The following is a 21343-nucleotide window of genomic DNA, read 5'->3' as shown; positions in this document are numbered from 1 at the left end:
CCGTCAGCCGGTGGCGTCCACCGCGCGCCGCGGCGCGTTCCGGGCGAACAGACCGGGCAGGAGCCCGCCGATCTTCGTCCCGATGCACAGGCTGACGAAGGTCGACAGCGGCGTCGCGAGCGCCACCGGGTCGAAGGTCGCGACCGCCACGAGCCCGACCGTCCCCGGCACGAGCAGCAGGAACGCCGGGAAGAACGACACCGTCGCCGGGATCGCGGGCACGAGCCGCTCGAGCAACCGCGTCGCCACGAACAGCAGTGCGGCCGTGGCACCGGTCGCGACGACGCTGCCCCACAGCGGCGTCGTCCCGCTCACCAGGGCGTACGCGGTGACCATGACCGCCACCGAGACGAGCGTCAGCCGCCACCCGGACCGGAACACCAGACCGAGCCCCACGGCCAGCACGACCACGGCGACCCACGACACCCAGTACGACGGCACGCTCTCCCACCCGGCCAGGTCCGTGCCGACGCCCGCGACCTCGCCGACGAGCGCAGCCGAGGACGGGTCGACGTGCAGGCCCGTCAGGGCGCTGCCCGACGCGATGCCCGCGGCCATGAAGCCGAGCATGATGAGGCCCTGCACCAACCGCGAGGACCCGGTCACGATGTCGGCGGCGGTGAGCTCGAGCAGCGCGTTCGTGATGAGCGCTCCCGGCACGAAGACCGCCACCGGTGCGCACACCGCGAAGAGCGGCACCTGTTCGAAGCCGGTGCCGGCGGCGACCAGGCCGACGATGGCCGTCGACACGAACGCGGCCAGGAACGGGATGATCGCCACGGCCTCGCGGAAGCGCCGGAGCAGCAGGCCGATCACCCCGACCAGCGCTCCGACGACGAGTGCGACCACGATCGCCCACCACGGGCAACGGAACACGACCGCGAGTCCGGCGGAGGTCAGGGCGTTGCCGAGGATCCAGGGCAATGCGGGAGGCGGGACGGTGCCGGCGCGGATGGCACGGACGCGCGCGGGGATCTCGGCGAGGGCGATGGACCCGCTCTCGAGTCCGAGCACGACGCGGTTGGCCCGGGCCGCCTGGCGGGAGGACAGTTCGACGCCCTCGGCGTTGACGATCGTGGCCGCACCGGTCGAGACCTCGCTCACCATCACCAGGGCGGGCAGCACCCCGATCGCGAGCGTCGGTCCGACCCCGGCGGCGTCACGGGCCTTCTCGAGGGCCGAGCGGACGTCGGTGACGGAGCTGCCGGCGTCGAGGAGCAGGGCCCCGAGCGTGCCGAGGAGCATGCCGACGGGGACGGTCTCGCCGTCGACGACCTCGACGTGGGCCTCGGGGCGGCGGAGGGCGTTCTGCAGGTTGGCGAGTGCGCTTCCGAGTCCGACCACGATCGTCGATGCTACTGGGCGAGAAGGGGCCGTGCGGTGTGCGGTCGGGCCGTTCGCGCAGCGGTCCTCGGTACCCCCGGTGGGACTCGAACCCACAACTCGGCGATTTTAAGTCGCATGCCTCTACCGATTGGGCCACGGGGGCGGGCCGCAACAGCCTACCGATGCACGAAGGCGGCCACCCCGTCGGGGTGACCGCCTGCGTGACGAGCGTTGCTACTTGGCGTCGGCCGGGGCCGTCACCGGCTCGGCGGCGTTGGAGACGTCCTTCGCGGGCTCGCCGTACACGGGGCCGGCGGCCCCGGCGACCTTGCCCTCTTCCGGAGCCTGGGCAGCGGCGGGCGCGGCCGGGGCCTCGGCAGCGGGCTTCGGGCGGGACGCGAACGCCTCGAAGGCGGCACGAGGGGTCTCGCGGTCGTCGAGCGACACGATGTCACGGCCGAGGAAGAAGCCGCCGACCCAGTCGCCGACGACGCGCCACTTGCGCTCCCACGACGGCATGGCCAGGCCGTGGTAGCCGCGGTGCGCACCCCAGGCGAGGAAGCCCTTCATGGCGAACTTTCCGGACTGGAAGACACCGATGCCGAGACCGAGGCCAGCGACGGCGCCGAGGTTCTCGTGCTTGTAGTCGGTCGTCGCCTCGCCACGGATGATCGCGACGACGTTCTTCGCGAGCTGCTTCGCCTGACGGACCGCGTGCTGAGCGTTCGGCACGCAGAACCCGCCGACACCGCCGCCAGTCAGGTCCGGGACGGCTGCGACGTCGCCGCAGGCCCAGGCATCGGCGACCACGCCGTTGTCGTCCACGACCCGCAGGTCGGGCTGCACGCGGATGCGGCCGCGCTGCTCGAGCGGGAAGTCGGTGCCCTTGACCATCGGGTTCGCCATGACGCCGGCGGTCCAGATGATGAGGTCGGAGGGGATCGTCTCGATCGCGCCGTCGCTCGTCTTGAGCTCGCAGACACCGCCGACGGCCGAGGCCAGCTGGGTCTCGAGGTGCACGGTCGCGCCGCGCTGCGCCAGGTTCTTGAGCACCCAGTGCGAGGTCTCGAGCGACACCTCGGGCATGATGCGGCCCATCGCCTCGACCAGGTGGAAGTGCGTGTCGTCGAAGGACAGCTGCGGGTAGCTCTTCAGCAGGTCGGTGACGAACGAGCGGAGCTCGGCGAACACCTCGATGCCCGCGAAGCCACCACCGACGACGACGACGGTCAGCAGGCGGTCGCGCTCGGGACCGGCCGGCAGGTTCGCCGCCTTGTGGAAGTTCGTGAGGATGCGGTCGCGGATCGCGGCGGCCTCCTCGATGGTCTTGAGGCCGATGGCCTCGTCCGCGACGCCCGGGATCGGGAACGTGCGGGACACCGCGCCAGCGGTCATGACGATCTGGTCGTAGGACTCCTCCCACGCCGCACCCTCGGCTGGGGTGATCGTCGCCGTCTTCGTGGCGTGGTCGACCTTGGTGACCTTCGCGGTGACGACACGCGTCTTCTTGAGGTGGCGGCGGTGCGCGACGACCGCGTGACGCGGTTCGATCGAACCGGCGGCGACCTCGGGCAGGAACGGCTGGTACGTCATGTACGGCAGCGGGTCCACCATGACGACCTCGGCTTCGCCCTGGCGAAGGTGCTTCTCGAGCTTCCATGCGGTGTAGAAACCGGCGTAACCGCCGCCGACGACGAGGATCTTGGGCACGGGGGATGATCTCCTTGGATGGGGGTGTGCGGGAGTCGAGTCAGACTTCGCCGCCACCCGCCCCGACTCCAGCGTCTGCACCGTCATCATACGCCCGGCATTCACACCGGGAGGGCGACCAGTCCGCGCGCTCGAGCGCGAGGTCACCGATGGGGTTGACGCCGGGTCCGGCGGCGAGGGCGTGTCCGACGAGGGCGTGCAGGCACTTCACACGGGTGGGCATTCCACCGGCGCTGATGCCGTCGATCTCGTCGACGTGTTCGATCGACTCGCGATCGGCCAGGTAGGACTCGTGGGCCGCGAGGTACGCGGCCGCGATGGTGTCGTCCTCGAGCAGCGCTGCCAGCTCGGGCATCACCTGGTTCGCCTCGAGGGTGCTGACCGCGGCGGTGGCCGCCGGGTGGCACAGGTAGTAGAACGTCGGGAACGGGGTGCCGTTCGACAGTCGGGGCTTCGTGGAGACGACGGTGGGGTTGCCACAGACGCAGCGTGCCGCGATCCCGATGACGTCGCGCGCCGGTCGGCCGAGCTGCGCCGACACGACCTGGACGTCGCGGTCGGAGGGCGGGTCGAAGGGAGGGGTCGTCACGGGAACGTGAGCCTACCGGAGTCGCGGCGCCCCTCGCACCGTCGCCCCGGACGGGTGCCGGTGCTCGGCGTTACTTGCTCTCGCCGGTCCCCGCGACGTCGGGCGCCACGAGGTCGGCGGCCGTCTCGTCGCTCAGACCGGACTGCAGCACCGAGGAGAGCATCGCCTGCACCCAGTCGACCTTGGGCGTCTGCACCTTGGCGCTCACGGGTGTGCCCGATTCGGTGGTCGGGGTCGTCTCGCGCTGGTCGTCCTCGGCGCCCATGACCAGGTAGCTCTCCTCGCCCGGGTAGACGTAGAGCAGCCGGTCGCGGGCCTGCGCCTCGATGTAGGCGGGGTCGTCCCAGCGCGCGACGTCCTTCTTCTTCTGCGTGACGTCGGCCTTCTGGCTCGCGACCTCGCGCTGCTGCTGGGCGATCTGCTCCTGCTGCTGGATGAGCGTGCGCAGCGACGGGGCGAGGACCACGACGAAGAGCACGATGATCGCGAGCATGAGCAGGCTGAACCCGGAGAAGTGGATCGAGCGGTACCAGGGCTGCACCGGCGTGCTGCCGTCGGGCATCACCACGGGCACGCGGCGGACGCGGGGCTTCTGGCTGGGCACGATCCGACGATAACCCGGCGGGACCGGTCGGACCGCCCGGCACGCGGCCGTTGGGCGCCCTCTCAGCGTCTTGCGGTCGGGGGTCGGTCGCACAACTCGCCGCATGCGTGCTGCCGCGGTCGCACGAAGTGTCGCCCTCGGCCCGTCGAGGCGACGGTTCGTGCAACCTCGGCGAGCGACAGCGGCATGTCGAGCGATCTCGTGGGACACCTCGGGGGCCGCACACGACGAGACGCCGCCCTCCCGGAGGAGGACGGCGTCTCGGTGGTGCCGGCGCTGCTGGCTGGGTCGGCTACAGGGAAGCGGCGCGCGGGAAGGCCGAGCGACCGGCGTACACGGCGGCGTCACCGAGCTCTTCCTCGATGCGGAGCAGCTGGTTGTACTTGGCGACGCGGTCCGAACGGGCCGGGGCGCCGGTCTTGATCTGGCCGCCGTCGACCGCGACCGCGATGTCCGCGATCGTGGTGTCCTCGGTCTCGCCGGAGCGGTGCGACAGGATCGAGGTCAGGCCGTGACGGTGCGCGAGCGAGACCGCGTCGAGGGTCTCGGTGAGCGTCCCGATCTGGTTGACCTTGACGAGGATCGAGTTCGCGGCCTTCTCGTCGATGCCCCGCTGCAGGCGCTTCGGGTTGGTGACGAACAGGTCGTCGCCGACGATCTGCACCTTGTCGCCGAGCTCGGCGGTCAGGTGCGACCAGCCCTGCCAGTCATCCTCGGCCAGCGGGTCCTCGATGGTGACGAGCGGGTAGTTCGCGACGAGCTCGGCGAAGTAGGAGGTGAACTCCTGGCTCGAGAGCTGCTTGCCCTCGAAGTGGTACTTGCCGTCCGAGAAGAACTCGGTCGAGGCGACGTCGAGGCCGACGGCGATGTCCTTGCCCGGGGTGTACCCGGCCTTCTCGATCGCGGTCAGCAGGAAGTCGAGCGCCGCGCGGTTCGACGCGAGCTCCGGCGCGAAGCCGCCCTCGTCGCCGAGACCGGTCGCGAGGCCCTGCTTCTTCAGCTCGCCCTTGAGGGCGTGGTAGGTCTCGACGCCCCAGCGGAGTGCCTCCGAGAAGGACTCGGCGCCGTAGGGCACCAGGAAGAACTCCTGGATGTCGACGTTGGTGTCCGCGTGGGCACCACCGTTGACGACGTTCATCAGCGGGACGGGGAGCGTGTGCGCGTTCGGGCCGCCGAGGTAGCGGAAGAGCGGCAGGTCGACCGAGTCGGCGGCGGCACGGGCCACGGCGAGCGAGGCACCGAGGATCGCGTTGGCGCCGAGGCGGGACTTGTTCTCGGTTCCGTCGAGCTCGATGAGCGCGGCGTCGACGAGGCGCTGATCGGTGGCGTCGAAGCCCTCGAGCGCCGGACCGATCTCGTCGAGGACGGCATCGACGGCCTTGAGCACGCCCTTGCCGCCGTAGCGCGAGGCGTCGCCGTCGCGGAGCTCGTACGCCTCGAAGGCGCCGGTGGATGCACCGGACGGGACGAGCGCGCGGGACACGACGCCGTCGTCGAGGAGGACCTCGACCTCGACCGTCGGGTTGCCTCGGGAATCGAGGACTTCGCGTGCGCCTACGGCATCGATCAGGGCCACGGGGTACTCCCTACACATTGGTTGTGGTGATTGCGTGTCGATCCTAGCGAGCCGAGGTGAACACGGCCTCGGCCGTGACGCCACCTGTGGAGAACTCGGCGGACGACTCAGTCGAGCGGACGGAACTCGACGCCCTCGAGCGACGTCGTGTCTGCGCCGACGGTCGCGAAGGCCGTGAACCCCTGCGCGGCGAGGCCGGCGAGCAGGTTCTTCGTGTTCTTCGTCCGCCGTTCGAGCCGGACGCGTCGGTGCGATCCGAGCGCCTCGGTCTTGAGCGCGGCGAGCCGGACCGGGTCGGTGTCCTTGTCGTAGACGAGCACGACGGCGTCGGCCTCGGCTGACTCCGGAAGGGTCACGAGGTCGACGAGCCGCTCGAACCCGAGCGAGAACCCGACCGCCGGCACGTCCTGCGCGAGGAACCGGCCGATCATGCCGTCGTACCGCCCGCCACCACCGAGGCTGTAGCCGAAGTCGGGGTGCGCGACCTCGAAGATCGTGCCCGTGTAGTAGCCCATGCCGCGCACGAGCGTCGGGTCGAAGTGCAGGTCGACCCCGGGCAGCGCCTCGCGCAGGCGGAGCAGGTCGGCGAAGGCTTCGTCGTCGAGCCATGGAGCCCCCTCGACCGATGACCAGTCCGCGGCCTCGAGTGCGCGGATGGTGTCCTCGAGCGCGGGCAGCTCGGTGCCCACGGTGCTTCGCAGCTCCGCCGCGACACCGTCCGCACCGATCTTGTCGAGCTTGTCGATCGTGATGAGGGCACGGTCGGCCGCCGCCGACTCGGTGATGCCCCACGACGCGAGGAGCGCCAGCAGGATCCGGCGGTCGTTGATGCGGATCGTCGTGCCGCTGACCCCGAGGGCGTCGAGCGCGGCGGTGGTCGCGCGGATGAGCTCGATCTCGGCGAGCTGCCCGGGCTCGCCCAGGATGTCGATGTCGCACTGCACGAACTGGCGGTAGCGGCCCTTCTGCGGGCGTTCCGCACGCCAGACCGGCGCGATCTGCACGGAGCGGAAGACTGATGGCAGCTCTGCGCGGTGCGAGGCGTAGAAGCGCGCGAGCGGGACGGTCAGGTCGAACCGGAGGCCGAGGTCGGCGAGGTCGAGCGGTGCCTGTGCCGCCTGCAGGTCATCGGTGGTCAGCCCACGCTTCATCACCGCGAACGCCAGCTTCTCGTTGTCACCACCGAGGCCCGAGTGCAGCCGGGCGGCGTCCTCGACCACCGGGGTCTCGATCTCGTCGAAGCCGTGCCGCGAGTAGACGTCCCGCACGACCCCGAGCACGTGCTCGCGCCGGGCCTTTTCCGCCGGGAGGAAGTCACGCATGCCACGGGGTGCCGTCACGGTCGTCGCCATGCGGTCAAGTCTGGCAGACGCGGCTCCCGCGTTTGCGCCGCTCGCGATCGACTGGCATACTGGATGCAGAACCTCGGTTCGGAGAGCGCCTGATCCGCTCCCCGGACCGTTCGCGGGGCGACGTGCTGCAGTGCGTCCCGCGGTTCGAGCGGGTTTCCCTGTCGGCCCCTCTCCCTGGTGGAGCCGACGCCCGCTCACGGGCGCCCTCCTTTTTTCGGGTTGGGAGGGCGCCCGTTCTCTCCCCTTGGGCGCACGTCCTCTCCCGGGGCGCCAGCTCCCCTCCCCCGTGCGCGACGTCCTCTCCGCGGGCCACGTCGGCGTCATCCCACTCTGCGACCGGCCGCTTCGAGCGCCGAGACCGCCGCGCGCAGACTCGCGACCGGGTCGATCCCCTGCTGCGCCGCAGCCGCGACCTCGCCGAGCACCGCGATCCCCCACGCCGCGTCGACCCCGCCCGCCTCGCCCGCCCCGCCCGTCCCGCCCGCCGCAGCCGGTGCTGACGACGCACCACGGGCCTCCCGGCCAGCACCGACGACGGACGCGACGACCGCGTCGGCGTCCCCACGCTCGTCCAGGCGTTCGAGCAGCTTCACCGCGCGCTCCAGGGGCGGCATCGCCCGCGGGACCCCGTCGAACACGCTCCGCCTGGTCGACTTCTCGGCCGCCTTCGCCGCACGCCAGACGCGCACGACGTCCTCGACGGTGTCCGCGGTCTCGTCCCCGAACACGTGCGGGTGGCGTCGCGTCATCTTGTCGCGCACGCCGGCGGCGACGTCCTCGAGGGTGAACTCGCCCGCTCGTGCAGCGATGCCGGCGTGCAGGACGACCTGGTAGAGCAGGTCGCCGAGTTCCTCGCGCACGTCGTCCGGGTCGCCGTCGTCGATCGCGTCGACGAGTTCGTACGACTCCTCGACGGCGTAGCGGGCGAGGGACGCGTGGGTCTGCGCCCGGTTCCAGACGCACCCTCCGTCCTCGGCGAGCAGGCGGTCGACGACGGTCACCAGGTCGGGTAGGGCGGTCATCGCGCCATCGTCTCATTCCCGTATGCTGGTGGAGGCGTGTCGGGAAGTCTGGTCGACGGACCACTACCCGACCCCTCGAGACGGAGATCCATGTCATCCCTCGTCCGCTCCCCCCGCTTCAGTGCCGTCGCACTCCTCACCGCCGCGGTGCTCGGCCTCGTCGTGGCGAACTCGCCCGTCGGCCCCGGCCTCGAACGTCTGCTGGCCGCCCACCTGCCGCTCGGCGCCGTCGGCCTCGACCTGTCGATCGCACACTGGATCAGTGACGGCCTGCTCGCGGTGTTCTTCCTGCTCGTCGCGATCGAGCTGAAGCAGGAACTCGTCGACGGTGAACTGTCCAACCCGAAGACCGCGATCGTGCCGGCCATCGCTGCCGTCGGTGGCGTGCTCGTCCCCGCCGGTGTGTTCCTCCTCGTCACTGCGGGGACCCCGTACACGCACGGCTGGCCGATCCCGACGGCAACGGACATCGCGTTCGCGCTCGGGGTCCTCGCCATGTTCGGCCGGGGACTGCCGGGCGGCATCCGGGTGTTCCTGCTCGCACTCGCCGTGCTCGACGACCTCATCGCGATCATCATCATCGCCGTCGTGTTCGCGCACGACACCGACTTCCTGGCCCTCGGCGGCGCCGTGGTCACGCTCGCGCTGTTCTGGCTGCTCGGCCGCATGCTCCGGCCCGGACGCAGCGGGCAGACCGTCCTGATCGTGGCGATGGTCCTGGTCGGACTCGTGACGTGGTGGCTCGTCTACCACTCCGGCGTGCACGCCACGATCGCGGGCGTCGCGCTCGGCCTCGTACTCCCCCGCCGCCCCGGCCACACCCTGCACGAGAACGTCGAGCCGTGGTCGAACGCGATCGTCCTGCCGGTGTTCGCGTTCGCCTCGGCCGCGGTGATCATCCCCGCGGTGGGCATCGCCGAGCTCTCCCCCACGTTCTGGGCGGTCGTCATCGCGCTGCCGGTCGGCAAGGTCATCGGCATCACCCTGTTCGGCGTCATCGCCACGCGGATCTTCCGCTCGCCCGGCCGCTCCTCGCTGTCGTTCTTCTCGATCATCACCGTCGGTGTGCTCGGCGGGATCGGGTTCACGGTCTCGCTCCTGATGAACGAACTCGCGTTCGCCCGCAACGAGGAGATCCTCGACGAGGGCGTCCTCGCCGTGCTCGTCGGATCCGGCATCGCCATCGTGGCGTCGGCGGTCGTCGTCACCCTCCGGGCGCGGGCCTACCGCGCGCGGCGCGAGCTGTCCGAGGCCGAGGCGACGGAGTAGCGGGCGGCGGACCGGGCGGGCACCACACTTGCGACGATCCACGCGTCGATCAACGCGTGGATCGTCGCGAACGGCGTGCGCGCCGTGGACCCGGCCAGGGACGGACTGGAGGCACGGTGCGGGCCCGCACCGTGCCTCCAGTCCGTCAGTGTCGGCGTCTACGCCGCCGGCGCTTCTGCCGGGGTCGTCGCCCCGTACACGGCCGTCAGGATGCTCTCCACCCACTCGATGAGGGCCTCGTCCGGCAGCGCCTGGTCGTGCGGCCGGGGGATCGGGATGCTCGTCGCGTTCTGCTGCGGGAACCACCGGGCCCCCGGGAACATGCGCTTGAGCCGCACCTGCATCGAGTCGGCGAGCTCCTTGCCCGCGACGCGCAGGTTCGAACCCATGACCACCACGTCGGACAGCCCGACCTGCTGCGCCATGCGCCGGAGCCGGGACACCTCGACCAGGGTCTGCACGGCCTGTGGCGGCTGCCCGTAGCGGTCGGTGAGTTCGTCGAGCACCATGTCGATCGCGTCCGGCTGCGCCGTGGGTGCCGAGGCCGCCGAGAGCTTCTGGTACGCCTCGAGCCGGAGACGCTCGGACTCGACGTAGTCCTCGGGGATGTGCGCGTCGACGGGGATCTCGAGCCGGAGCTCGGTCTGCCCCTCGGCGACGTCACCGCGGAACTGGGAGACGGCCTCGCCGATCATGCGGAGGTACAGGTCGAAGCCGACACCGGCGATGTGGCCGGACTGCTCCCCACCGAGCAGGTTGCCGGCGCCGCGGATCTCGAGGTCCTTCATGGCGACCTGCATGCCCGCGCCGAGCTCGTTGTTCGCCGCGATGGTCTCGAGGCGGTCCTGGGCGGTCTCGGACAGCGGCTTGTCGGAGTCGTAGAGGAAGTACGCGTACCCGCGCTCTCGCCCACGGCCGACACGACCCCGCAGCTGGTGGAGCTGCGACAGACCGTACTTGTCCGCCTTGTCGATGATGAGCGTGTTCGCGTTGGCGATGTCCAGCCCGGTCTCGATGATCGTCGTCGACACCAGGACGTCGAACCGGCGCTCCCAGAAGTCGACCATGACCTGCTCGAGGCTGCTCTCCGACATCTGCCCGTGCGCGACGGCGATGCGGGCGTCCGGCACGATCTCGGCCAGGTGGGCGGCGACCGACTGGATGTCCCGCACGCGGTTGTGCACGTAGAACACCTGGCCCTCGCGCAGCAGCTCGCGGCGGATCGCCGCCGCCACCTGCAGGTCGGACTGCGGCCCGACGAAGGTCAGGATCGGGTGGCGGTCCTCTGGTGGGGTGGCCAGGGTCGACATCTCGCGGATCCCGGTGACCGCCATCTCGAGCGAGCGCGGGATCGGGGTCGCCGACATCGCCAGGACGTCCACGTTGGTCTTGAACTTCTTCAGCTGGTCCTTGTGCTCGACGCCGAACCGCTGTTCCTCGTCGATGATGACGAGCCCGACGTCCTTGAACGTGATGCCCTGCGACAGGATCCGGTGCGTCGCGATGACGATGTCGACCGTGCCGTCGGCGAGCCCGGCGATGGTCTCCTTCGACTCCTTCTCGGACTGGAACCGGCTGAGGGCGCGCAGGTGCACGGGGAACCCGGCGAAGCGCTCCTGGAACGTCTCCATGTGCTGCCGGACGAGCAGGGTCGTCGGCACGAGCATGACGACCTGCTTGCCGTCCTGCACGGCCTTGAACGCGGCACGGACGGCGACCTCGGTCTTGCCGTACCCGACGTCGCCGGAGAGCAGGCGGTCCATCGGGATCGGCCGCTCCATGTCGCGCTTGATCTCGTCGATCGTGGTGAGCTGGTCGGCGGTCTCGGCGAACGGGAACGCCTCTTCCAGCTCACGCTGCCACGGGGTGTCCGGCCCGAACGCGTGCCCCTTCGACGCCATGCGCGCCGAGTACAGCTTCACCAGGTCGACGGCGATGTCACGGACGGCCTTGCGGGCCTTCGACTTCGCGGCGGACCAGTCCGAGCCGCCCATCTTCGACAGGGTCGGGGACTCGCCGCCGACGTACCGCGACAGCTGGTCGAGCTGGTCCGTCGGCACGAAGAGCTTGTCGCCCGGGTAGTTGCGCTTCGACGGTGCGTACTCGAGCACGAGGTACTCGCGCTGCGTCTTCACCGCGTTGCGGCCGCCGGAGCTCACTTCGCGCGAGACGAGCTCGACGAACTTGCCGATGCCGTGCGTGGTGTGCACGACGACGTCGCCCGGCTTGAGCTGCAGCGGGTCGACGACGTTCTTGCGTCGGCTCGCCAGCTTCTTGACGGTGCGCGCGCCCTGCTGGACGCTGCGGCCGTAGAACTCGGCTTCGCTGATGACCGCGATGCGAGGGTCGGGGATGGCGAACCCCGACTCGACGGTGGCGGTCGTCACGACGGCGACCCCCGGCTCGGGAGGCGCGGTGACGGCTTCGGCACGGGCTGCGACCCCCGCGTCCGCGAGGACCTGCACCGCCCGCTCGACCAGCCCCTGCCCCTGGGCGGTCACCACGACCGCCCACCCGTCGTCGGTCAGCGACTTCACGTGCGCGATCGCGCCGTCGGCGCTGCCCGCGAAGCTCGGCACCGCCTCGGCGCGGACGCGGATGTACTCGCCCGCCTCGGCCGCGGCCTCGGCATCGGTCAGGACCCGCTCGGTGTCGCCCTCGTCGAGGCCGGAATCGAACGGCGACACGGTCCACCAGGTGCGCTGGCCGCGAGTGTTCCTGAGCTGCTGCACGGTGAGGAAGTTGCCGGCGTCGAGGTCGATCGGGGCCTGCGCGCCGGCGACCGCGGCGCTCCACGCGGCCTGCAGGAACTCGGTGTTCGTCTCAGCCAGGCTGTTCGCGCGGCCGTTCACCCGCTCGGGCGAGAACACCGCGATGGTGGCGTCGTCCGGCAGGTAGCTCGTGACGGGGACCAGTTCCTGCACGAGCGCGGGGGCGAGCGACTCCATGCCCTCGACCGGGATCCCCTCGGCGATCTTCGCCAGCATCTGCGACAGGTTCGGGAACTCGTGCAGCATCTCGCGCGCGCGCTGCCGGACGTCGTCGCTGAGCAGGAGTTCGCGCGAGGCGGTGAGTTCGACCGAGCCGAGGTCGTCCTCGGTGGTGCGCTGGTCGGCGACGGAGAAGGCCTTGATCGCCTCGATCTCGTCACCGAAGAAGTCGACCCGGACCGGGTGGTCTGCAGCAGGGGGGAAGACGTCGAGGATGCCGCCGCGCACCGCGAACTCCCCGCGACGGGTGACGAGGTCGACGCGGGCGTAGGCGAGGTCGACGAGCTGGGACGCGATCACCGAGAGGTCGTTGCCGCGAGAGTCCGTGCGCAGCACCACGGGGGCGAGGGACGTCAGGTTGCTCGCGATCGGCTGCAGGGCCGCACGGACGCTCGCGACCACGATCGTCTGACGGCGGTCTGCCGGGGCAGCCGCCTGCCAGGCCGCGAGCTTCCGCAACGTCGCGATGCGGGTGCCGACGGTCTGCGCACTCGGGCTGAGCCGTTCGTGCGGCAGGGTCTCCCACGCCGGGAACTCGAGCACCTGGGCGTCGGGCAGGTAGCTGCCGAAGGATTCTCGGACAGCCTCGGCCTCACGCCCCGTCGCCGTGATGACAAGGACGCACTGCGGGCCGGTGCGCTCGGCGAGCAGGGCCCCGAGCAGCGGGACCCGGAGGCCGTCGACCACGGAGAAGTCAGCGTCGCGCGGCGCGGCGCGCAGGACGCGATCGAAGGCGGAGGCGCGGGAAAGCGCAGGGATGATGCCCGAGATCGTCACTCAGGAGATGGTACCGGCCACCACCGACAGCGCCCGCGTCGTGCGCGACGGGCGAACAGCGAGGAGCGTCAGGACGGCGCGTGGACGCGCTGCTGCGCCGCGAGCAGGCCGACCTCGGCGATCGCCTCGACCGCGTCCGCTGCGTCGGCCAGCAGGATCGGCAGCGTCTTCTTCTCGGCTGCGGAGAAGTCGCGCAGCACGTAGTCGGCCGGGTCCTGACGACCGGGGGGACGGCCGATGCCGACCCGCACACGCGTGAACTCGTTCGTGCCGGTGGCCTTGATGATGTCGCGCAGACCGTTGTGGCCACCGTGCCCGCCGCTGCCCTTGAGACGGACGGTGTCGAACGGCAGGTCCAGCTCGTCGTGCACGACGACGAGCTCGGCGGGGGTCGCGCTGTAGAACCCGAGCACCGAGGAGACCGGCCCGCCCGAGGTGTTCATGAACGACCCGGGCTTCGCCAGCACGAGTCGCGGTCCGCCGGGCACCAGGCGCCCCTCGGCGACCTGGTTCGGCGTCTTGTGCTTCTTGAACGTCGCCCCCATGCGGGCGGCGAGTTCGTCGAGGACCATCTGGCCGACGTTGTGACGGTTGCCGGCGTAGCCGGGCCCGGGGTTCCCGAGCCCGACCACGACGAGGATGCGATCCGCCACAGCGCCGGCCAGATGTCTTCGAAGGGGTGTTACTCGGAGTCCGCAGCGCCCTCGGCACCCGACTCGGCACCGGCCTCGGCCGACGCCTCGTCGGCGGCGTCGTCGTCAGCGGTGCCACGCGGGGTGACGATCGCGACGACCAGCGCCTCCGGGTCGGTCTCGAGCTCGGCGCCCTCGGGGAGCTCGAGCTGCGCGGCGTGGATCTGCACGCCGTCCTCGAGGCCCTCGACGTTCACGGAGACGTGCTCCGGGATGTTCGTGGCGAGCACGAGCAGCGAGATCGTGTTGAGGTCCTGCACGTGGATGGTGCCGGAGAAGGACTCGCCCTCGATGAGGACGGGCACGTCGACGGTGACCTTCTCGCCGCGGCGGAGGACCACGAGGTCGATGTGCTCGATGATCTGACGCACCGGGTCACGCTGGACGTCCTTCACGAGGGCGAGCTGCGCCGCACCCTCGATGTCGAGGTCCACGACCGCGTTGGCCGTACGGACGAGCAGCATGGTCTCGTGACCGGGCAGCGAGATGTGCTGCGGCTCGGTGCCGTGGCCGTAGACGACGGCGGGGATCTTGTCGGCAGCGCGGAGCTTGCGGGCAGCGCCCTTGCCGAACTTGGTGCGGACTTCCGCTGCGAGCTTGGTGTAGTCGGCCATGGTGCCTCCTGGTGTCGGGGACGACGCCGGGTTGCCGGCATCGTGGGGGTCTGTGGTGTTGCAACTCGAACGCGTGCACGCGTGAGGAACGATCCCAGAGTCTTGCCGGGTATCCCACCGCGTCGATCACGGCCGCGCGTGCGCAGCCCTCGCCGAAGTCAGGGACCGAGTCTAGCAGCCCCGTTCGGGCGTGTCGCGACGCTTCTGCTCGCCCCGCTCAGCGTCCGAGCTCACGCCGGTGCCGCTGGGCCGCAGCCAGGACCTCGCGGGCGCGGTCACTCGCGGTCTCCGCCTCGTCCCGGAGCCCTTCGAGGCGGCTGATCTCGGCTTCAGCCCGCTCGAGCTCCCGTTGCACGTCCGCTTTCCGGTCCTCGGCGGCCGTCAGGTCGGCCTCCGCGGTGTCGAGTGCGGCATCCGCCTCGCGCGACTCGGTACGCGCGACCGTCTCCGCCTGACGCGCGGCCCTCCGGCCGGCAGCCGGATCACGCTCCGGTTCCGGTTCCGGTTTGGGCTCCACGTGGTCGCGCTGCGCGGGCCTGGAGGCACGACTCGCCTTCCGCGCACCCCTCGCCTGCGAGATGGGGATGGGTGGGGCATCGCTGCCGGACCAAGCGTCCGGCACCGCGTCCGGATCCGCGAGCGCCCCGTCCAGGTCGACCTCGTCGAACCCCACGCTCTCGAGCGCCGTCACGAGCAGGCCCGACCGGACGGCAGCGCCGGCGTGGGGGTCGGCCATCGCCGCCTCGATCGTCGCGCGGACCTGCTCGAGCACCGCCGGGGTGACCGGGTGCCCGGCGTCGGAGGCCAGGTCGGCACCGGCCTGGGCGAGCGCGTCGACCACGCCGGAGCGCTGCCGCCGGAGCCTCCGGATCTCGTCCGGGTCGGCATCGGCCTGGGCCTTCCGGAGCGCCGGCCCGAGGTCGACGGCCTCGTCCATGGCACCGTCGTGCGCGAGCAGGTCGATCACCCAGGCGGCCGGGGCAGGCTTCCGGAGCTTCCCGATCGCCGCGGCGAGGTCGCGGTCATCCTTCCGCGCAGCCCGCTGTCGTGCGGTGCGCTCGGCGACGAAGTCCTGCGGCGCGACGAGCAGCAGCTCCCTGGCGACGTCCGCGAACTCCATGCCACCACTGTGCCCGCTCAACACCCTGCCCGCCGGACGACCCTGCCCGCCACTACCAGTCGTGGACGGTGCCGTCGGCCAGGCGGTTGAACGGCAGGTAGGCCTGCTCGTAGGGGTACTTCCCCGCCTCGTCGACGTCGAGGCTGACCCCGAGGCCGGGCTCGTCGCCCGGGTGCAGGTAGCCGTCGGTGAAGGTGAACGTCTGGTGGAACACCTGGTTCGTCTGCGGGCCGTGCTGCATGTACTCCTGGATGCCGAAGTTGTGGATCGCGAGCCCGAGGTGCATCTGGGCCGCGAGCCCCACCGGGGAGATGTCGGTCGGCCCGTGGAACCCGGACTTGACCTGGTACATCGCGGCGTAGTCCATCGTCTTCTTCAGCGGGGTGATGCCGCCCATGTGCGTGACGGCACCGCGGACGTAGTCGATGAGCTGGTCGCGGATGATGTCCTTGAAGTCCCAGATGGTGTTGAACACCTCGCCGATCGCGAGCGGCGTCGTGGTGTGCTGCCGGACGAGCTTCAGGGCCTCCTGGTTCTCGGCGGGGGTGCAGTCCTCGAGCCAGAACAGGTCGTACGGCTCGAGCGACTTGCCGAGCTTGGCGGCCTGCAGCGGCGTCATCCGGTGGTGGCCGTCGTGCAGCAGGGGCAGTTCGGGGCCGAACTCGTTGCGGACGGCTTCGAACACGGTGGGCAGGTGGCGCAGGTACGCGCGGGTGTCCCAGTCCTCCATCGCAGGGTGGGCGCCGCGCTGTGCGGGCTCGAAGTCGTAGCGGACACCGGCGTTGCCCTCGGTGGTCTTGTTCGACGCGATGCCGTAGATGGACTCGAGGCCAGGCACACCGGTCTGCACGCGGATGGAGCGGTAGCCCTCCTCCTGGTGCTCGCGGATCGAGTCGAACAGCTCGGGCAGCTCCTTGCCGGAGGCGTGCCCGTACGCCATGAGTCCGGTCCGGGAGGCCCCGCCGAGCAGCTGGTAGAGCGGCATCCCGGCGACCTTGGCCTTGATGTCCCAGAGGGCCATGTCGACGGCGGCGATCGAGGCCATCGTGACCGGACCACGGCGCCAGTACGACGACCGGTACAGGAACTGCCAGGCGTCCTCGATGCGGCTGGCGTCACGGCCGACGAGCAGCGGGACGACGTGCTCGGACAGGTACGCGGAGACCGCGAGCTCACGGCCGTTCAGGGTGGCGTCGCCGAGCCCGGTGACGCCGTCGGCCGTGGTGAGCTTGAGCGTCACGAAGTTCCGGTTCGGGCTGGTCACGATGACCTCGGCCCGCTCGATCAGCTGCCCGCGGTCCGCCGAGGCCCAGGTGTCCGGACGGCCGGCGGTGGTCTCGGCCGGTCCGCTGTCGGTGGCACCGGGGACCGGGGCCGCGGGGTTCGTGGTGTTCGTGTCGGTCATGCGTGGACTCCTCCGTTGGAGCGTTCGCGGGCGCGTGCCGCGGCGGTGCGGATGCGGTCGGCCGCCGCCGTCACGGCGGCGACCACGGGGGTCGTGTCGAGTTCGGGGGCGATGACGGCCAGGACGTCGTGCACGTCCGAGTCTGGCCCGGGGGCACCGGGGTCGTCCACCAGCTCGGGTTGCTCGGTGACGTGCAACCACCACGCGGCGAGGGCGGTGGCCGCTCCGGTGCCGATGCCGGCCGAGGGGTCGCGGGTGAGCCGGTGCCGCACGACGTCGACGACGCGGACGGGCAGCTTCTGCGAACCGCCGGACGCGATCTGCCGCGGGGTGTGCCGGATGCGCGGGTTGGCGAACCGCTCGACCAGGGCCGCTCGGGCGTCGGTGACCTCGGCCTCGGGCAGCGGGAGCTCGAGCGCGGCTTCGTCCCAGAGCTGCTCGACCGCGGTACGGCAGACCGGGTCGTCCAAAGCCTCGGCCACGGTGTCGTGCCCGAGCTGCAACCCAAGGTAGGCGAGGAGCGAGTGCGAGCCGTTCAGCAGCCAGAGCTTCCGCTGCTCGTACGGGGTGACCTCGTCGACGATGCGCACCCCGGCGGTCTCCCACGCGGGTCGGTCGATCCCGTCGAAGGCGTCCTCGAGCACCCACTCCGCGAACGGCTCGGTGACGACCGGGACCCGGTCTCCGGCGAGCGCACCCGGCAGTTCCGACAGGCGCGCGACGTCGTCGTCGGTGGTGGCCGGGGTGATCCGGTCGACCATCGAGCTCGGGAACGTGACGTTCGCCTCGATCCAGTCGTGCAGGGCGTCGTCGGTGACGGCGTCGAGCACGGCGTCGCGCAGGACCGCCCCGTTGTGCGTCAGGTTGTCCAAGCTGACCAGTGCGATGCGCCCGGACCCGGCGGCACGCCGGGCGTCGAGCCCCGCGACCAACCGGGCCGGGACGTCGGAACCGGGCCGGTAGCCCTGCTCGGTGACCGTCAGCGTGACGATGGTCGTCGCAGGCGACGCGACCGCGTGCCTCCAGGCCGTGTCGTCGCTGCCCGGGTGGGCGGCCACGATCGTGTCGACCACCTCGGCGTCGTCGCCGGACGCAGCGCGCGTGACCAGCGTGTACCGGCAGTCCTGTGCGGTGAGGGCGTCCGCCGCCGCGGGCGAGCGCCCGGTGAAGGCGGTGATGCCCCACGGCTCCCCCGTGGTGTGGGCCGTGTACCAGGCGAGGTGGGCGCGCGCGAACGCGCCCACCCCCAGGTGGACGATGCCCGGTCGGCGATCGGTCATGCCGACACCGGCACGAGGGACCGCAGGTACGCCAGGTTGTCGGCGGTGCGGGCTTCGAGCGGCAGGTCGGTGGAGAAGTCCTCGATCGTGACCCATCCGTCGTAGCCCACCTGGCGGAGCGCGTCGAGGTACTCGGAGACCGACGCCTGGCCGGTGCGCAGGGGTGCCCACTCGTGCTGCCAGATCGAACTACCGTCGGCACGGGTGTCGCCGGTGTCGACCCAGCGGGCGTTCTTCACGTGGGCGTGCGCCAGGTACGGCCCGAGCAGCTCGAACGCGGCGAGGTGGTCCTCGTACCCCTCGATCACGAGGTTGCCGAGGTCGTGGATGACCCCGACGTGTGCGGGATCGAGACCGTCGATCAGCCGCAGTGCCGCGGAGGCCGACGGCGTGATCGTCATGTGGTGCAGCTCGACCAACACCTTGACGCCGAGTTCGGCAGCGCGGTCCGCCGCCCACTCGAGGTCGGCGCGGGTGCGGTCGAAGAGCTGGGGGTAGGTCTCGCCGGTGCGTTCCTTCTCGGCCCGGTAGTGCGGCATCGTGACGCGGACCTGCCGGGCGCCGAGTTCGCTCGTCACGCGCAGCATCGTGTCGACGCCGTCGTGGTCGGCGGCCGGCTGGTAGCCGCCGATGCCCGAGTACTCGAGCCCGGCGGCGTCGGTGACCCGGGCGACTTCGCCGACCCGGTCACGGATGCCGGTGTACTGCCACGTCGAGTTGTTGCCCGCCCAGAACGACCGCTCGGCGGGGACCTCGGCGCCGTCGGCCGGGCGGTCGTCGACGATGCGCCACTCGATGCCGTCCCAGCCCTGCGCGGCCAGGGTCTCGGCGGCTTCGGACGGGGTCCAGTCGGGGGTGGAGGCGGTGAACACGGAGAACTTCATCGGGTGGCTCCTTCGGTCGCGCTGGCGGTGGCGGGTGTGCCGACGACCGGCACCACGTCGGCTGGGTCGGCGCTGCCTTGCCCTCGATCAGCCCCGCCGACGACCGGCACCACGTCGTCGTACTTGCCGTCGATCACGTCGTCGATGCGGACGGGTTGCCCGAGCGTCGCGCTGACGTAGAGCCCGCGGACGGTGGCGAGCGACACCAGGGCGGCGTCGACCGTGACGCCGGGTTCGCGGCCCTGCCGGATCGCGCCGACGATGTCGGTGTACTGCCGAGCGTGCCCCGCGGCGAAGTGATCGGGTTCGGCCGGGCCGCCGACGACGTGCTCGGGTGGGACGGCCCGGTCCTTCTGGTCGACGGCACCGGCGACCGCGGTCGCGTTGGACGTCGTCGCGGCGGATTCGAGCGTCGCGTTGTCCGGCGCGATGTGGAAGTAGGCGAGCCGGTCGTCGTCGACGATCGCGGATCCGTGCGTGCCGTACACGGCGTAGCGCGCGGAGAGGCCCGGGTACGCGGCGGTCGTGCAGTGGATGACGCCGAGCGCCCCGCCGGCGAACCGGACGGTGGCGACGGCGGTGTCCTCGACCTCGATGCGGTCGTGGGCGAGCAGGCCGGTCTGCGCGGAGATCTCGACCGGACGACCGAGCGCCCAGACGAGGAGGTCGACGGTGTGCACGCCCTGGTTCATCACCGCACCGCCGCCGTCGAGCGCCCAGGTGCCGCGCCAGTCACCGGAGTCGTAGTACCCCTGCGACCGGTACCAGGCGACGCTCGCGAGCCCCGAGGTCACGGTGCCGAACCCGCCGTCGTGCGCGGCCCGGGCGACGGCTGCCGACGCCGGGTCGAAGCGGTGCTGGCTGATGACGCTCGTGACGAGCCCACGATCGCGAGCGGCTGCGGCGAGCGCTGCGATCTGCCGGGCCCGGGGCATCGTGGTGTCGAGCGGCTTCTCGATGACGACGTGCTTGCCGGCGGCCAGCGCGGCCTCGGCCAGCTGCACGTGCATGCCCGAGGGCGAGCAGATGGCGACGACGTCGATGTCGGTCTGTTCGATCGCTTCCTCGATGGTGGACGTCGTGATCGGACGGTCGACGCCCATCGCCTCGATCGCGTCCGCCGCGCCTGTGGCGGCTTCGGGCACGGCGTCGACGAGGGCGACGACCTGCAGGTCGGGGTGGTGCACCGCGACGGTGGCGTGGTGGCGTCCGATGACGCCGGCGCCGACGACGGCCAGGCGGAGCGGGTTGGTGGGTTCGGTCATCGCAGGGTGACTCCGATCTGGTCGGTGAGGGTGCGGAAGGCCCGGCCGGCGCGACCGAAGGCCGCGGGGCCGGAGAACCCGCCGAGGGAGGTGAAGTCGCTGAGGTGCGGCTCGAGCGAGGCGTACCCGGAGTAGCCGGCGTCACGGAGCGCGGTGAGGGTCTGGAGCAGTTCGCCGTCACCCTCGCCCGCCGGCACCACAGACGAGTCGGCGGCCAGGGCGTCCTTGACCTGCAGGTAGTCGACGTAGGGGGCGAGCTGCTCCCAGCCGTCCGTGAAGGGCCGGACGCCGCACTGGACGTAGTTCGCGTTGTCCCAGGCCAGGCGGAGCGCGGACGAACCGACGCTCTCGACGATGTCGAGCACCCGCGCGGGGACGTCACCGTAGATGTCCTTCTCGTTCTCGTGCAGCAGGGTCACCCCTTCGCGCTCGGCGAGGTCGGCCAGCGCCCGCATCCGGACGAGGACGTCGTCGCGGACGTCGTCGGGCGTGCGGCCCTCGAAGTAGAACGAGAAGATCCGGATGTTCGTGGTGCCGAGGGCGTGCGCGGCGGCGATCGCACGGGCGAGCCGCGACACCTCGTGCTCGACGGGCTCGTCGACGGGCACCTTGCCGATCGGCGAGGCGATCGCGGACACGGTCTGTCCGCGCTCCTCGAGCAGCCGGTGGAGTCCGGCGAGCTGGTCCTCGTCGAGGTCGACGACGTTGACGCCCCAGGCACTGCGGACCTCGATGGCGCTCGCGCCGAGCGCCTGGAGGACCGCGACCTGGACGACCGGGTCGGCGTCGATCTCGTCGCCGAAACCGGAGAGTTCCCAACTGGGCTGGGTCATTGCATTCCCTTCATGAGGTGGAGCAGCCGGGGCCC

At 71.2% G+C, this 21343-nt stretch carries 17 protein-coding genes and 1 tRNA gene; 1 reads left to right on the top strand and 17 read right to left on the bottom strand.

The window, feature by feature from the left end; genetic code table 11:
• Positions 1-3: 3 nt before the first annotated feature.
• From ITJ56_RS00545 to ITJ56_RS00510, 8 genes are all read right to left on the bottom strand, one after another.
• Positions 4-1344: a threonine/serine exporter family protein gene (locus tag ITJ56_RS00545; RefSeq protein WP_194626415.1), complete on the bottom strand. Its 1341-nt coding sequence runs from the start codon at positions 1342-1344 to the stop codon at positions 4-6.
• A 71-nt stretch (positions 1345-1415) separates the two neighbouring features.
• Positions 1416-1489: transfer RNA gene (locus ITJ56_RS00540), tRNA-Leu, on the bottom strand.
• Positions 1490-1560: 71 nt separating this feature from the next.
• Positions 1561-3036 carry an NAD(P)/FAD-dependent oxidoreductase gene (locus ITJ56_RS00535; protein WP_194626413.1) on the bottom strand — a complete coding sequence of 492 codons (1476 nt, stop codon included), beginning with the start codon at positions 3034-3036 and terminating at the stop codon, positions 1561-1563.
• A gap of 40 nt (positions 3037-3076) precedes the next feature.
• The gene (locus ITJ56_RS00530; protein WP_194626411.1) at positions 3077-3625 is read right to left on the bottom strand and encodes a DUF501 domain-containing protein; all 549 of its coding nucleotides are present in this window, start codon (positions 3623-3625) and stop codon (positions 3077-3079) included.
• Positions 3626-3695: 70 nt separating this feature from the next.
• Positions 3696-4229 (bottom strand): FtsB family cell division protein, encoded by a 534-nt coding sequence (locus tag ITJ56_RS00525; RefSeq protein ID WP_194626409.1) that lies wholly within the window; start codon positions 4227-4229, stop codon positions 3696-3698.
• A gap of 292 nt (positions 4230-4521) precedes the next feature.
• On the bottom strand, positions 4522-5805 hold the full coding sequence (gene eno, locus ITJ56_RS00520) for a phosphopyruvate hydratase (RefSeq protein ID WP_194626407.1): 1284 nt from the start codon (positions 5803-5805) through the stop codon (positions 4522-4524).
• A gap of 107 nt (positions 5806-5912) precedes the next feature.
• The gene (gene hisS, locus ITJ56_RS00515) at positions 5913-7157 is read right to left on the bottom strand and encodes a histidine--tRNA ligase (RefSeq protein WP_194626405.1); all 1245 of its coding nucleotides are present in this window, start codon (positions 7155-7157) and stop codon (positions 5913-5915) included.
• 320 nt (positions 7158-7477) lie between these two features.
• A complete protein-coding gene (locus ITJ56_RS00510; RefSeq protein ID WP_194626403.1) occupies positions 7478-8179 on the bottom strand; it encodes a MazG family protein in 702 nt (233 codons plus the stop codon).
• Between the two features lie 90 nt (positions 8180-8269).
• Here ITJ56_RS00510 and nhaA point away from each other — a divergent pair, with 90 nt between their 5' ends.
• Positions 8270-9448 carry a Na+/H+ antiporter NhaA gene (gene nhaA, locus ITJ56_RS00505; protein WP_194626401.1) on the top strand — a complete coding sequence of 393 codons (1179 nt, stop codon included), beginning with the start codon at positions 8270-8272 and terminating at the stop codon, positions 9446-9448.
• Positions 9449-9606: 158 nt separating this feature from the next.
• On the opposite strand, the gene mfd is transcribed toward nhaA, so the two are convergent.
• The 9 genes from mfd to ITJ56_RS00460 form a co-directional block, all read right to left on the bottom strand.
• Complete coding sequence (mfd, locus tag ITJ56_RS00500; protein ID WP_194626399.1) at positions 9607-13215, bottom strand: transcription-repair coupling factor; 3609 nt, start codon at positions 13213-13215, stop codon at positions 9607-9609.
• 68 nt (positions 13216-13283) lie between these two features.
• Complete coding sequence (pth, locus tag ITJ56_RS00495) at positions 13284-13868, bottom strand: aminoacyl-tRNA hydrolase (protein ID WP_194626397.1); 585 nt, start codon at positions 13866-13868, stop codon at positions 13284-13286.
• A 29-nt stretch (positions 13869-13897) separates the two neighbouring features.
• Complete coding sequence (locus ITJ56_RS00490; RefSeq protein ID WP_194626395.1) at positions 13898-14521, bottom strand: 50S ribosomal protein L25/general stress protein Ctc; 624 nt, start codon at positions 14519-14521, stop codon at positions 13898-13900.
• A gap of 217 nt (positions 14522-14738) precedes the next feature.
• Entirely contained in the window at positions 14739-15641 is a 903-nt protein-coding gene (locus ITJ56_RS00485) for a hypothetical protein (protein WP_194626393.1), read from the bottom strand.
• A 52-nt stretch (positions 15642-15693) separates the two neighbouring features.
• Positions 15694-17046, bottom strand: a complete 1353-nt coding sequence (gene manD, locus ITJ56_RS00480) for a D-mannonate dehydratase ManD (RefSeq protein ID WP_228516881.1) — start codon at positions 17044-17046, stop codon at positions 15694-15696.
• Positions 17043-18326 (bottom strand): mannitol dehydrogenase family protein, encoded by a 1284-nt coding sequence (locus ITJ56_RS00475; protein ID WP_194626391.1) that lies wholly within the window; start codon positions 18324-18326, stop codon positions 17043-17045. Before ITJ56_RS00475 ends, manD begins: the two co-directional genes overlap by 4 nt.
• The gene (locus ITJ56_RS00470) at positions 18323-19210 is read right to left on the bottom strand and encodes a sugar phosphate isomerase/epimerase family protein (RefSeq protein WP_194626389.1); all 888 of its coding nucleotides are present in this window, start codon (positions 19208-19210) and stop codon (positions 18323-18325) included. Before ITJ56_RS00470 ends, ITJ56_RS00475 begins: the two co-directional genes overlap by 4 nt.
• Positions 19207-20475: a Gfo/Idh/MocA family oxidoreductase gene (locus tag ITJ56_RS00465; RefSeq protein ID WP_194626387.1), complete on the bottom strand. Its 1269-nt coding sequence runs from the start codon at positions 20473-20475 to the stop codon at positions 19207-19209. The genes ITJ56_RS00470 and ITJ56_RS00465 overlap by 4 nt, the downstream gene beginning before the upstream one ends.
• A complete protein-coding gene (locus ITJ56_RS00460; RefSeq protein WP_194626385.1) occupies positions 20472-21308 on the bottom strand; it encodes a sugar phosphate isomerase/epimerase family protein in 837 nt (278 codons plus the stop codon). Before ITJ56_RS00460 ends, ITJ56_RS00465 begins: the two co-directional genes overlap by 4 nt.
• Positions 21309-21343 lie beyond the last annotated feature (35 nt).

Source organism: Curtobacterium sp. VKM Ac-1376 (assembly GCF_015351025.1).
Lineage (GTDB): Bacteria > Actinomycetota > Actinomycetes > Actinomycetales > Microbacteriaceae > Curtobacterium.
The sequence above is the reverse complement of the archived record's forward strand: the minus strand, read 5'-3'. Positions and strand labels throughout refer to the sequence as shown.